Source organism: Sphaerisporangium sp. TRM90804 (assembly GCF_029846175.1).
Lineage (GTDB): Bacteria > Actinomycetota > Actinomycetes > Streptosporangiales > Streptosporangiaceae > Sphaerisporangium.
The window spans coordinates 130,427-144,283 of record NZ_JARWAC010000017.1; the positions used below are offsets into that span (position 1 = coordinate 130,427).

The 13,857-nt window shown below is 72.4% G+C and carries 8 protein-coding genes; 6 read left to right on the forward strand and 2 right to left on the reverse strand.

The window, feature by feature from the left end; all coding sequences use genetic code 11:
• Positions 1 to 14 precede the first annotated feature (14 nt).
• The 4 genes from PYR91_RS22595 (at position 15) to PYR91_RS22610 (ending at position 7,488) form a co-directional block, all read left to right on the forward strand.
• Positions 15 to 2,981, forward strand: a complete 2,967-nt coding sequence (locus PYR91_RS22595; RefSeq protein ID WP_279782525.1) for a glycoside hydrolase family 3 protein — start codon at positions 15 to 17, stop codon at positions 2,979 to 2,981.
• A gap of 78 nt (positions 2,982 to 3,059) precedes the next feature.
• Positions 3,060 to 6,092 carry a beta-galactosidase gene (locus tag PYR91_RS22600; RefSeq protein WP_279782527.1) on the forward strand — a complete coding sequence of 1,011 codons (3,033 nt, stop codon included), beginning with the start codon at positions 3,060 to 3,062 and terminating at the stop codon, positions 6,090 to 6,092.
• A gap of 341 nt (positions 6,093 to 6,433) precedes the next feature.
• On the forward strand, positions 6,434 to 7,264 hold the full coding sequence (locus PYR91_RS22605) for a helix-turn-helix transcriptional regulator (protein WP_279782528.1): 831 nt from the start codon (positions 6,434 to 6,436) through the stop codon (positions 7,262 to 7,264).
• Positions 7,255 to 7,488: a DUF397 domain-containing protein gene (locus tag PYR91_RS22610; RefSeq protein ID WP_279782529.1), complete on the forward strand. Its 234-nt coding sequence runs from the start codon at positions 7,255 to 7,257 to the stop codon at positions 7,486 to 7,488. Before PYR91_RS22605 ends, PYR91_RS22610 begins: the two co-directional genes overlap by 10 nt.
• On the opposite strand, the gene PYR91_RS22615 is transcribed toward PYR91_RS22610, so the two are convergent.
• Together PYR91_RS22615 and PYR91_RS22620 are read right to left on the reverse strand one after the other, a co-directional pair.
• Complete coding sequence (locus PYR91_RS22615; RefSeq protein WP_279782530.1) at positions 7,473 to 9,533, reverse strand: protein kinase; 2,061 nt, start codon at positions 9,531 to 9,533, stop codon at positions 7,473 to 7,475. The genes PYR91_RS22610 and PYR91_RS22615 overlap by 16 nt on opposite strands.
• 7 nt (positions 9,534 to 9,540) lie before the next feature.
• Positions 9,541 to 11,604, reverse strand: a complete 2,064-nt coding sequence (locus tag PYR91_RS22620; RefSeq protein ID WP_279782532.1) for a protein kinase — start codon at positions 11,602 to 11,604, stop codon at positions 9,541 to 9,543.
• 122 nt (positions 11,605 to 11,726) lie between these two features.
• Here PYR91_RS22620 and PYR91_RS22625 point away from each other — a divergent pair, with 122 nt between their 5' ends.
• Positions 11,727 to 11,975: a hypothetical protein gene (locus tag PYR91_RS22625; RefSeq protein ID WP_279782533.1), complete on the forward strand. Its 249-nt coding sequence runs from the start codon at positions 11,727 to 11,729 to the stop codon at positions 11,973 to 11,975.
• Positions 11,976 to 12,440: 465 nt separating this feature from the next.
• Positions 12,441 to 13,688, forward strand: coding sequence for an ROK family transcriptional regulator (locus tag PYR91_RS22630; protein WP_279782535.1), 1,248 nt, complete (start codon positions 12,441 to 12,443; stop codon positions 13,686 to 13,688).
• Positions 13,689 to 13,857: the final 169 nt, after the last annotated feature.

Genomic DNA, 13,857 nt, shown 5'->3' on the forward strand with positions numbered 1-13,857 from the left:
TGGAGGCGCACACCATGTCCCTTCTTCGGCGACCGTTATGGCTGGCGGCCCTTCTCGGCCTGCTCATGACGCTGCTCACGGCCCCCGCCAGGGCGGCCGACGACCCGCCCTTCCGCGACCCGTCCCTTCCCATGGCCCAGCGGATCGACGACCTCCTCGGGCGGCTCACGCTCGCCGAGAAGGTCTCGATGCTGCACCAGTACCAGCCCGCGATCCCGCGTCTGGGCATCGGCGCGTTCAAGACCGGCACCGAGGCCCTGCACGGCGTGGGCTGGACGACGAACGTCGACGACAACGGCGCCGTCGTGACGGCCAGGGGCACCGTGTTCCCGCAGGCCGTCGGCCTGGCCAGCACCTGGGACCCGGCGCTGCTCAAGCGGGTCGGCTCGGCCGTCGGCGACGAGGCCCGCGGGTACCACGCCGAAAGCCCCCGCGTGTGGAGCCTCAACCTGTGGGCTCCGGTGGTCAACCTGCTGCGCGACCCGCGATGGGGGCGCAACGAGGAGGGCTACTCCGAGGACCCGACGCTCACCGGCGCGCTGTCGATCGCGTACGGGTCGGGCATGCAGGGCGAGGACCCCGACCACCTGAAGACGGCCCCCACGCTCAAGCACTACCTGGCCAACAACAACGAGGTGCGCCGCGACACCACCTCCTCCAGCCTGCGCCCGCGCGTGGAGCAGGAGTACGACCAGGCGGCGTTCAAGCCGGCCATCGCGGCCGACGCCGCCACCGGCGTCATGGCGTCCTACAACCTGGTCAACGGCCGCCCGGCCACGGTCAACCCCGATCTGAACGCGGTCGTGCGGTCGTGGACCGAGCGCGACCTGCTCAACGTCACCGACGCGCACGCCCCCAACAACCTCGTCGGCTCGCAGGCGTACTTCCCCGACCTCGCGCACGCCAACGCCGCCACCCTGAAGGCGGGCCTCGACAGCTTCACCACCGACAACACCAACGCCACCCCGACCGTCACGTCCATCGACGACGCGCTCGCCCAGGGCCTGATCACCGAGGCGGACGTCGACACGGCCATCCGGCACATCCTGTCGATCCGCTTCCGGCTGGGGGAGTTCGACCCCGGCGGCGGGCGTTACGGCTCGATCGGCAAGGACGTCGTCGACAGCCCCGAGCACCGGCGCCTGGCCAGGACGACGGCCGCGTCGGCGACGGTGCTGCTGAAGAACGCCCGCAGGACCCTCCCGCTGAGCACCGCCACCGCCAAGAAGGTCGCCGTGGTCGGCCCGCTGGCCGACACGCTCTACACCGACTGGTACTCCGGCGCCCTGCCGTACCGCGTCACCCCGCTGGACGGCATCGAGCGCAAGCTCGGGCCCGGCGGCACGGTGACCGGCACCGAAGGCGTCGACCGCATCGCGCTCAGGAACGTCACCACCGGCAGGTACGTCACCGCCGGCGCCGGCCAGACCGGGGCGGTGCTCAAGGAGGGCGCGACCACGGCCGGGGCCACCGAGCAGTTCGACGTCTTCGACTGGGGCCAGGGCGTGCTGACGCTGCGGAGCGCGGCCAACGGCAGGTACGTGGGCTACAACTGGACGAACTTCGTCAACGACCAGGAACAGCCCAACGGCTGGTACGTCCAGCAGCAGTTCAAACTGGAACCGCAGGACGACGGCACCTTCCTGCTCCGGTACGCCGGCTACGAGACGGCGTACGACTGGTTCGGGCCGAACAAGTACCTGGCGCCGAACGCCGACGGCACCCTCGTGCTGACCACCGCCGACCAGGCCGCCCGGTTCGCCAGGGAGACCGTCACCAGCGGAGTCGAGGCGGCCGTGGCCGCCGCCAAGGCAGCCGACGTCGCGGTGGTCGTCGTCGGCAGCATGCCGTTCATCAACGGCCGCGAGGACCACGACCGCACCGACATGAGTCTCGCCGAAGGCCAGGAGGCGCTCGTCAAGGCCGTGACCGCGGCCAACCCCAAGACCGTGGTCGTACTGGAGAACAGCTACCCGACCACGATCAACTGGGAGCAGGAGCACGTCCCGGCGATCCTGTGGACCACCCACGCGGGCGCCGAGACCGGCAACGCCCTGGCCGACGTGCTGTTCGGCGACGTGAACCCGGCGGGCCGCCTGCCCCAGACCTGGTACCGGTCGGCCGCCGACCTCCCCGACATCCTCGACTACGACATCATCAAGACCGAGGCCACCTACCTGTACTCCACCGACCGGCCGCTGTACGCGTTCGGCCACGGGCTCAGCTACACCACCTTCGACTACCGGGGCCTGAAGCTGGACGCACGCTCGGTGCGGCCCGGCGGCACGGTCAGGGCCGAGGTCGAGGTGACCAACACCGGCAGGCTCGACGGCGCGGAGGTCGTCCAGCTCTACACCCACCAGCGCACCTCGCGGGTGAAGCAGCCGGTCAAGCAGCTTCGCGCCTTCAAGCGGGTGTACCTGCGGGCGGGGGAGACCAAGAGGGTCACGCTGTCGTTCAAGGTCGCCGACCTGGCCTTCTGGGACGTCACCCGCAACCGCTGGGTGGTCGAGAAGTCCCTCCACGACGTGATGGCCGGCGCGTCCTCGGCCGACATCCGGCGCCGCGCGACGCTGGAGGTGATGGGCGAGACCATCCCGCACCGCGACCTGTCCAAGGTGACCCGGGCGGCCGACTTCGACGACTACCGCGGCGTCGAGCTGGTCGACGAGACCAAGGCGGCGGGCGACGCCGTGGGCGGCACCGCCACCGGCGACTGGATCTCCTTCGCCGGCGCCGACCTCGGGGCGGGCGCGACCCGTCTGTCGGCCGGGGTCGCCGCCACCGCCCCCGGGCGCGTCGAGGTCCGGCTGGGCTCGCCCACCGGACGGCTGCTCGGCGCCGCCGACGTGCCGGCCACGGGCGGCGTCTACTCCTACCGCACGGTCACGGCGCCGCTGGCGCGGGCGCCGGGCGTCCACGACGTGTACCTGGTGTTCACCGGTGATCTGCGGATCAAGGACTTCTCCCTGACCAGGTAGTCCCCGGCCTTCAGGCCATCGCCGGGCACCCCGCCGCCGGGGTGCCCGGCGTCACCGTCCGATCCGGAGGACCAGCGAATGAACCGCCGTCCCCGCCCCCCGGCCTCGCGGCGCGCCGCCGCCCCGATCGTCGCGGCCGTCACCGCCCTGCTGGCGTCGCTGGTGACGCTCACGCCCCCGGCCGCGCCCGCCTCGGCGGCCCGCGCGGCGCCCGCTCCCGTCGCCGCCCCGGCCGCGCCGACCGGCCCCGTCGTCCCGGGCGCGGAAACCGGCCCCGCCCCCGTCCCCGGGGACAGGGCGACGGTCACCTACGACAGGTACTCGCTGATGGTCGGGGGGCGACGGCTGACGTTGCAGGCGGCCGAGTTCCACTACTGGCGGCTGCCCAGCCCCGGCCTGTGGCGCGACGTGCTGGAGAGGATCAAGGCCGCGGGCTTCAACGCCGTCTCCACCTACTTCAACTGGGCCTTCCACTCGCCCAAGCCCGGAGTGTACGACTTCACCGGGGTGCGCGACGTGGACGCGTTCCTGCGCGCCGCCGAGCGCGCCGGCCTGTACGTGGTCGGGCGCCCCGGGCCGTACATCAACGCCGAGACCAGCGGCGGCGGCTTCCCCGCCTGGCTGAAGAGGGTGCCCGGCCGCGCGCGCAGCAGCGCGCCCGGCTACACCGAGGCGTACCGCGACTGGCTGCGCCGCGTCAACGCGATCATCGCGCCGCACCAGGTGACCCGGGGCGGCCCGGTCATCCTCTACAACGCCGAGAACGAGTACGCCGTCGCCACCGACGCCCGGTACATGGCCGACATCCAGGCCCGGGCAAGGGCCGACGGCATCGACGTGCCCATCACCACCAACGTCTGCTGCGACGCCGCCGACTGGGTCTCCACCTGGGCCTCGGGCGAGGGCGCGGTGCAGATTCCCGGCGTGGACGACTACCCGCAGTCCTTCGACTGCGCGAACGCCGGCGCCACGTGGGGCCCCTGGGGCGAGGGCGTCACCGAGCGGCTGCGCGACGACGCCCCGGTCTACGCGGCCGAGTACCAGGCCGGGGCCATCGACCTCGGCGACGCCGGCTACGACAGGTGCCGCGAGCTGACCGGCACCGACTACATGAAGTTCTTCTTCAAGTCGAACCTCGTCGTCAGCGGCGCCACCATGTTCGGCTACTACATGGGCTACGGCGGCACCTCGTGGGGATGGCTGCCCCAGCCCAACGACACCTACACCTCCTACGACTACGGCGCGGCGATCACCGAGGCGCGGCGGCACACCGCCAAGTACGACGAGTTCAAGCTGCAGAGCCACTTCCTGACCACCGTCGCCCCGCTCACCACCACCGACGCCGCGGCCGCCCCGCCGTCCTCCAACCCCGCCCTGGCGACGCTCGCCCGCGCCGACCCCCGTTCGGGCACCCAGTTCGTGCTCGTGCGCCACACCGACCGCGCGTCGGCGACCGACGAGTCCGCGACCCTCGACTGGCAGGCTCCCGACGGCCGCTACCCGCTGCCCGTCCGGGTCGACGGCCGCGACGCCAAGGTGCTGCTCGGCGGGTACGACATGGGCGGCCAGCGCCTGGCGGTGTCCAGCTCGGAGCTGATGACCCACGTCACCGCGGACGGCCGGGACATCGCCCTGCTGTACGGGCGCGACGGAGAGCGGGGGACCACCGTCCTGCGCTACCCGTCGGCCCCGTCGGTGACGGTGCTCGACGGCTCGGTGGCCTCCTCCTACACCGCCGGGGACCTCCGGCTCGACTACACCCACACCGGGCTGGCCCGCGTGCTGGTCAGCGGGGGAGGCCGCCGCCCGCTGCTGCTCCTGCTCGGCACCGACGCCTCGGCCGCGTCCTTCTGGCGCGTGGACACCGGCCGGGGGCCGGTGCTGGTGCGCGGCACCTCGCTCGTCCGGTCGGCCGAGGCGCGCGGCGACGCGGTCTCCCTGCGCGCCGACACCGCGGCGCCCGGGGAGGTCGAGGTGTTCGGCTCCGCGCGCCGCCTGTCGGTCAACGGCAGGCCGGTGCCCGCCGCCCGGACGCGCAGCGGCTCCCTGCCCGGCCCCTCGCCCGCGACCCCGCCCGCGCTGACCGGGTGGCGTGCCGCGACCGAGGCGCCCGAAGCCCTTCCCGGCTTCGACGACTCCGGCTGGACCCGCGCCGACCGCACCACCACGGCGATCCCGTACACCCCGCCCGCCGACCAGTCGGGGGCCGCGCCCGTGCTGTTCGCCGAGGAGTACGGCTACGACCACGGGAACGTCTGGTACCGGGGCCGCTTCACCGCGACGGGCACCGAGACGGCCGTGTCGGCGAGCGCGATCACCGGCAGGCGCGGCGTCTACCTGGTGTGGCTGAACGGCCGCTACCTGGGATCGGCGGCCGGCGGCACCCAGGCCGACAGCGACACCGCCAACCCCCGTCCGGGCCCGGGTGACTTCGCCGTCCCGCCCGGCCTGCTGAAGGCGGGGGAGAAGGCGGTGCTGTCGGTCCTGGTGGAGAACATGGGGCACAACGACGACTGGATCGCCGACGACAACCGCTTCAAGCAGCCGCGCGGCCTCTTCGGCGTCTCGCTGACCGGCACGCGGGCGCCCATCGCGTGGCGGATCCAGGGCGCGCGCGGCGGGGAGGATCTGCCCGACCCGGCACGCGGCCCGCTCAACACCGGCGGCCTGTACGGGGAGCGCGCCGGCTGGCACCTGCCCGGCCACCCCGACCGCTCCTGGCGCCCGGCGCCCGCGCGCCCCGAGTTCGGCCCAGGCGTGACCTGGCTGCGCACGACGTTCGAGCTGGACCTGCCCGAGGGGCAGGACACCTCGATGGCGCTGCGCTTCGGCCGGCCGGGCGCGCAGCCGCCTCGCGGCTACCGCGTCCTGATGTTCCTCAACGGCTGGAACCTCGGCCAGTTCGGCGGCGACGTCGGCCCGCAGACCGATTTCGCCCTGCCCGAGGGCATCCTGCGGCACCGCGGCGAGAACACGCTGGCCCTCGCGGTGATCTCCACCACCGGCGCCGCCCTGGCCCCGGTCGCCCTGGTCGCGACCTCCACCCACCGCGGCGGCGTCCCCGTCGGCCCCGTCCGGGCCCCCGGCCACCGGGGGTCGCCCGCGCCCTGAGACGACGGCCGCGCACCCGGGCGCGGCCGGTCGGGCGGACCGTCCATGGGTCGCCGGCGGCTCATGGACGCCGCCCGGGGTATCGCCGAAGCCTTCTCCCCGCGGCCCATAAGCCTCGCCCCGACATGGAGGTGAATACTCGCCGGAGCGGTCAGGAAAACATCACGCGGCCGGTAATCGTCTGCGGTGGACGGGGCTTTCCCGATGACCCGATCGGGTCGTGATTTCCGGCCCCAAGCGCGGCTGCCACGCATTACGCTTGGTAGTGAATTGACTACGGAATGACTGCAACGTTGTCCTGATGTCAATGACTCAGGTCTGAGCGTCGCGAGGGGACCCCCATGACCAAGATGATCGACATCGACCCCGAGGAGTCGCCGCGCACGCGTTTCGCGTTCGAGCTGCGCCGGCGCCGCCTCGCGGCCAAGCTCACCCAGAAGCAGCTCGCCCGCCGCATCGGCTTCTCCACCAGCGCGGTCGCGATGGTCGAGACCTCCAAGTTCCGCCCGTCCGAACGCTTCGCCGAGCTGTGCGACGAGGCGTTCGGCCTGGACGGCGTCATCGCCGCCCTCTACGCCGAGGCCTGGCCGCCGCCGCCCCCCGTGCCCGAGCACTTCCGCGACTGGGCGGTGGAGGAGCAGCGGGCCACCGCCCTGCGCTTCTGGGCCCCGATGCTCGTCCCCGGCCTGTTGCAGACCGAGAACTACGCCCGGCAGGTCCTGTCGCGCCTGCCCGGAACCACCGCCGGGCAACTGGAGCAGGCGCTGGCCGGTCGAATGCAACGGAAAGTCGTTCTGCGCCGCGACAATCCGCCGGCGGTCACGGCGCTCATCGACGAAGGCGTCCTGCACCGCCCCATCGGCGGCGCGGCGGTGGTGCGCGAGCAACTCGAACATCTTCTGGAGATGGCCCGCCATCCGAAAGTCACCATCCAGATCGTCCCTTATAGCGCCGAGGCGCTGTCGGGGCTGAATGGGGCCTTCACCATCGCCGAGATGCGAGGGAATCCGTATACCGTTCGGGTGGAATCCCAGCCCCGGGGGCGCACCGTCTCCGACCGGAGCACCATCGCCGATCTCGTCAACGCCTATGACGCCATCCGGGCGGACGCCCACCCGCAACACCTGACCTGCCGGTTGATCGAGGAAGTGGTGAAGCAGAAGTGGACCTGAGCCGTGCGCGGTGGCGGAAGTCCAGCCGGTCGGGCAGCGACGGCGGCGAGTGTGTCGAGGTGGCCACCAACCTGCCCGGCATGGTCACCGTCCGCGACTCCAAGCACCTCGACGGCGCACCGCTGGTCTTCCCGCCCGGCGCGTGGGCGGCCTTCCTCGGCGGGGTCAAGCGGGACGCCTTCCGGCGCGTCCCGGCGGCCGGTCGCGGTCAGCCCCTGGTGTAGCGGTACAGCAGCCTTCCGTCCTTTCCGTTCGTCTCCGAGAGCGGCACCTCGGCGAGCGTCCGGAGCACCTTGCCCTTCAGGTCGACGAGCTTGATCGTGCGAGTCGTCCCCCGGTTGTCGGTGACGATGAGGTGCGCGTCGTTGAACCAGCCGACGAAGGAGCCGGGGTAGGGCACGGGCAGCGAGGTCGTCCGCCGCCCGGTGGAGCTGTCCCAGACGCACATCCTGTTGATCGCGTCGGCGCAGCGGGTGGCGAACAGCCGGCCGGCGGGGGAGACGCTGCTCTCCGCCGCGGTGATGTCGCCCACGTCGGTGAAGGTGCGCACGATCTTGCCCTGGAGGTCCAGGAACCGCAGGCCGGTCTCGTCCCCGTCGAAGTGGCTGATCGCGACGCCGGTCTCGCCCGGCCCCCACACGAAGTAGGTCCTCCTGCCCCCGGCGGCGTTCGGAACCGGCACCAGCTTCGCGGTGGCGGTGGCGACGTCGACCACGGCGAAGCCGATCGGTCTCTTGGCGCTCCCCACCGTTTCGAGGGTGGTAAGCAGCAACCGCTTGCTGTCGGACGACCAGAACGGGTTGAAGTTCTCCAGCGGCTTGTCCGCCAGCCGCACGTTGAACTCCCGGCCGGTCGAGCGCTCGAGCAGCCTGACGAAGTCGTAGCTCTGTGGCGTCATGGACTTCAGCCACGGCAGGATCGCCACCCACCGGCCGTCGGGGGAGACCACGGGCTCCTGGAAGGGGCCCATCTCCTCGAATCGGCCGGTCTTCGGGTCGCGCGCGTAGGTCAGCGACTGTCCGTCGGCGTTGTGCATGAACGACGTCAGGCGCACCGGGTCGCTGGGGGCGTCGTGCACCTTCACCTTCGTCGAGGGGAGCAGGAAGGTCGTGGCCACCGGTGAGGGCGCGGCGGTCACCTCCCGGATCGGCGAGGGGGCCGCGGTGGCGGAGCGCCCGGCGACGGTGGCCGGCGGGCCGAGGCGCGCCAGCAGGTAGACGAGCCCGCCCGAGACCAGCCCCACGACCACGGCGCCGGCGGCCACCTGCGTCGCCACGCGTCGCCGCCGCGGTGCCGGCGAGGGGGACGTGGCGGCGTCCGGCGGGCTCGGGGGGAGCGGCGGACGTGTGGTCGCCGGGCTTCCCGCGGCCACGGCCGTGCCCGCCGACAGCAGCTCCCCCGCGGGGGCCTGTTCCCTGGTCGCGCCGAGCAGGCGCAGCAGCGCGTCGCGCGCGGTGGGGCGCAGCGCCGGCTCCTTGGACAGGCAGTCGGTGATCAGGTCGCGCAGGTCGCCGTCGAGGTCGCCCAGCTCGGGCTCCTTGTGCAGGATGCGGTTGACCACGGCCGGGAGCGAGTCCATGCCGAACGGCGGCCGCCCGGTGGCCGCGAACGCCATCGTCGACCCCCAGGCGAACAGGTCGGCGGGCGGCTCGACCTGGGCCCCCTCGATCTGCTCGGGGGCCATGTACGGCGGCGTGCCGATCACGCCGGAGCCGGTCGCGGACGCGTCGAGCGCGCGGGCGATGCCGAAGTCGATCACCCGCGGGCCGTCCCTGCCCAGCAGGACGTTGCTCGGCTTGAAGTCGCGGTGCACCACCCCGGCCCGGTGGATGGCGGTGAGCGCGGTCATCGTCCCCACGGCCAGCCGCCGCAGCCGGGCGCCGTGAAGCGGCCCCTCCTCGTCGACCACCTGCTGCAGGGTGGGGCCGGCGATGTACTCGCTGACGATGTAAGGACGGCCGTCCATCGTGCCGGTGCCGATGACCTGGGCGGTGCAGAAGGGGGCCACCCGGCGCAGGATCTGCGTCTCGCGAAGGAACCGCTCCGGCGCGAAGGTGCCGTCGGTCGGCGGCGCGCTCGGCGCGAAGGTCGGCGGCCCGGAGCCCGCCTGCCCGAGACCGTGGCGCAGCAGCTTGATGGCCACCTGCTCGCCCGTGGGCGACGTGCCGAGGAAGACCGATCCCTGGCCGCCCTCGCCGACACGGCCCGCGATCTCGTAGTCGCCCACGCGCGGCGGGTCGCCGGTGCGCAGGGGAGCGATGTCAGCCATGGAGGCGCTAACTCCCGAGGTATCTGAGCTGGTGGGTGGTCTCGTCGCCCTTGGGGTGCTCGGCCAGCGTGCGCACCGCCTTGCCGTGGAAGTCCAGGACCACGTACTTCCTGGGGTCCTTGCGCGGGTCGAAGACGATGATGTGGTGCTCGTCCCACCAGTCGTAGGCGGTGGCGCTGCCCTCCCACAGCTTGATGGTGGCCGTCCGGTTCCCGCTGCGCGCGTTCCACACGCAGATGTTCGACCGCTTGCCGCTGTCCTCCGGGCAGTACGTGAAGAAGGACTCGCCGGAAGGGGAGTACAACCCGGGGCCGGACATCATGCCCACCCAGGGAATCGTGCGCACGACCTTGCCGCTCATGTCGCGGAAGCGGATCCCGAACCGGGGCTTGTCCTTCTCGTACGCGCCGACGACGTACGCGCCGTCGGGGGTCCAGTCGAAGTTTCCGTACCCGTCGCGCTTGTCGTCGGTGAGCACGACGGTGGCCTTGCGGGTCGTCACGTCGACGACGACGAAGCCTTCGGGGTACTGGGTCTCGCTGTCCTTGTCGATCTCGTAGACGGTCAGCAGCAGGCGCTTGCTGTCGCGGCTCCAGGTGCCCGACAGGCCGCGCAGCGGCTGTTTGAGCGTGTCCACATTGAACTTCTCGCCCGTGGCGAGGTTGACGAAGGTGACGTAGTCGGTACTGGAGGCGGAGAACTTGATGAACGGGTTGACCGCGGCCCACTTGCCGTCCGGCGAGACGGTCGCGTCGCCGAACCCGGCGCCGTCGGCGATCTTCTTGAACTCGTCGGCCCCCGGGTAGCGGGCGTAGGTCTCCAGCTTCTTCCCGTCGATGTCCTGGATGAAGTAGGACGCGAGCCTGACCGGGTCGGCCGGGTTCTCGTGCACCGTGAGCTTGGTGCCGGGCGCGGTGAACTTCTCGCTGGCCTTCGGGGGCGGGGTCGGCGAGGCCTGGATGAGGGCGGCCGACGGCGCGGGCAGCGGCGTCGGGGCCGCCTGGGGCTGCGCCGGCGGCCGGTCGGTGCGGGAGGTGAGCGCGTAGACGGTGCCCCCGGAGACGAGCGCGATGGCGACGGCGGCGGCGACCAGGGGCAGCAGGCGCCGCCGCGCGCGGCCGCGGCCGGGCGGGGGCGGCAGTTCGACGCGGGTGCCGGGGTCGGGCGGCGGCGCCATGCGCACGTCCTGCGGCGGGGTGGCCACGGCGAAGCCGGGAGCCGGCGCGGCCGGCGGGCCGGCGCCCTCCTGGGCGGGCTCCATGGTCGCCAGGATCTGCGAGTGGCCGACGAGCCGCAGCAGGGCGTCGCTGGCCGTCGGGCGGCGCGCGGGATCCTTGGCCAGGCACTGGGCGACCAGGCTGAGCAGGTCGTCGTTGAGCACGCTGAGGTCGGGCTCGTCGCGCAGGACGCGGTTGATCGTGGCCGACATGGAGCCCGCCTCGAACGGGGCGCGCCCGGACGCGGCGTAGAGCACGGTCGAACCCCAGGCGAACATGTCGGCGGCGGGCCCGACGGCGGCGCCTTCGAGCTGCTCGGGCGTCAGGTAGGCGGGCGTGCCGACCGAGCGGGTGGTGCTCTCCACGCCGGCGTCCAGCGCCTGGGCGATGCCGAAGTCGATGACCCGCGGCCCGTCGGGGCCGAGCAGCACGTTGCCGGGGCTGAACTCCCGGTGCACGATGCCGGCCTGGTGGATGGCGACCAGGGCGGTCATGGTGCCGATCGCCAGGCGGTGCAGCGCCGGCCCGCGCAGCGGCCCGTCCTCCTGCACGGCCCGCTCCAGGGTGGGCCCGTCGATGTACTCGCTGACGACGTACGGCCGGTCGCCGGCCAGGCCGGTCTCGATCACCTGGGCCGTGCAGAAGGCGGACACCTGGCGAAGCTCCTCGACCTTGTCCAGGAACCGGTCGGAACCGGACAGGTCGGCGTGCAGGATCTTGATCGCGACGTGTTCACTTCCCGGGCCTTTACCCAGGTAGACGATGCTCCGGCCACCCTCACCGATCCGTCCGACTATGTGATATGTGCCTAGTTCGGATGGATCGTCCGATCGCAGAGGTAGAACCTCCGGCATGTCGGGGTCTCCTTAAAGAGTCCGTCCGTGGATCATCAATTATGCGGATGGAAACCGCTGGCCGGGAGTCCTATCGCGCTTTTCCTGGGTAACTCGGTACAGGAGAGCTAGGGAGGAAGATCATGGCCAAATGCGAAGTATGCGGCAATGACTATGATATGAGCTTTGAAATACACGCCAAGGGTGGTGTGCACACCTATGACAGCTTCGAGTGTGCGATCCACGGCATGGCGCCGATCTGCGAACACTGCGGGTGCCGCATCGTGGGTCACGGGGTGTCCGCGGACGGTCACTGGTACTGCTGTGCCCACTGCGCTCGGGAGAAGGGCGTCTCGGCGATCGTGGACCATGTGGGGGCGGCCTCCGGCTGATCCCGCCAGCGCGGAGAGGCCGTGCGGGGTACGGCCGGTCGCGTCCTGACTTGCGACTTTGGTGCTGGTACGGACATTGTTAGAGGAGTCGGTCCCGGCAGTGAGGTCAGGTCACGCGCCGGGACCGGCGCAGCCCCCTCGCTCCGCCGTCTCCCGTCCGGCCGAAGGCCGCCCGCTCCTCGCTCGTCCACCGCCCCGTCGCGCCACCCCGCGCTCTCCGCGGCTCCTGACCGCCCCCGGGCCCTCGGCGTGCCGCCCGTTCCGCGCGCCGACTTCGGGCTCGCGGTTCCCGTTCGCTCGCGCTATCATCAGTTCGTCTGGAGCCTAAACAAAGTAGGCCAAGGTGACGAGAGCCGGAAGGGGCGCTCCCCGCCTCCCTCTCCGCCGTCCCCCACGGGCCGGCCCCTCTCTCCGGCGGTCACCCGGCGCCGCGGCGTGCGGTCGTCCGCCGGACGATGCGGCATGATGGGCCCACCGTGGCTCAGCGGAACGGGGCTGAATTTGATCAACGCGCACACCGCCCCCCAGCCGGCGGACTTCGCCGATGTCAGGGCCACCAACCTGGCGGTCGTGCTGCGCTTCGTCCGGCAGAACGCTCCCTGCTCCCGGGCCGACATCGCGGCGTCCACCGGCCTCAACAAGGCCACGGTCTCCAGCCTGGTCGCCGACCTCATCGACCGCCGCCTGCTGCGCGAGACCGGTCTCACCGAGAACCGCGTCGGCCGCCCCGCGACCATGCTGGTGCTCGACGGCTCCCCGTACGCCGCCATCGGCGTGGGCGTCAACGTCGACTACCTGACCGCGGTGGCCGTCGACCTCGCGGGCACCGAGCTGCTGTCGTGGCGTCGCTCCTTCCCCGGCGCCACCGCGACCCCCAACCAGGCCGTCGCCGCGGTCGCCGCCCTCGCCCGCCGCGTGCTCAGCCGCGTGGGCAAGGAGGCCCGCCAGGTGCTCGGCCTCACCGTCGCGATCCCCGGCCTCGTCGACCTGAACGGCACGGTGCGCTTCGCGCCCACCCTCGGCTGGCGCGACGTCGACCTGCCGGGCGACCTCGCCAAGGCGCTGCGCGACCCCGGCTTCCCGGTGCTCGTGGACAACGACGCCAACCTCGCGGTGCTCGCCGAGCACCGGTTCGGCCCGCACGGGGGCGCGGCCAACCTCGTCTATGTCACCGGCGACGTCGGTGTGGGCGCCGGCCTCATCATGGACGGCCGGTCGCGCCGCGGCGGCCGGGGGTTCGCCGGGGAGATCGGCCACATCGAGATCGATCCGGCGGGCCCCGTCTGCCGCTGCGGGCGCCGCGGCTGCCTTGAGGCGATGGCCGGCGTCGGCGCCGTGCTGCGGCACACCGCCCCCGACGCGACGCCCGCCGAGCTCGAACCCGAGATCGACGAGGTGGTGCGGCGGGCGACCGCGGGCGACCGCGACGTCCTGGCCCTGCTCGGCGCCGTCGGCCGTGATCTCGGCAAGGGCGCGGCCGTGCTCGCCGACGTGCTCAACCCCGAGGTCGTCGTACTCGGCGGTTACTACGTCCCCCTGTCGCCGTGGGTGCTGCCGCCCGCGAGGCAGGAGCTCGGGCTGCGCAGCTGCGCGCCGGAGGTGGGCGGCACCCGGCTGGAGGTCTCCACGCTCGGGTACGGCGCGGCGGCGCTGGGCGCCGCCGCCCGGCTGCTGGACTCCATCGACTCCGGCCGGCTCCCCGCGCACGCCTGACCGCGCCCCTTGACCGATAGCGCGCGAAGCGGCACGCTTCAGAAGAACCCTCTGTAACACCCCTGAAACTTCACATATCCCGTCGAAACGCTTCAACAGGCCGCGAAGCGGCCCGTCGTCGAAACGCTTCGACTCCCGCCCGCCCCGCACCTTTCGAAGCGTTTCGACA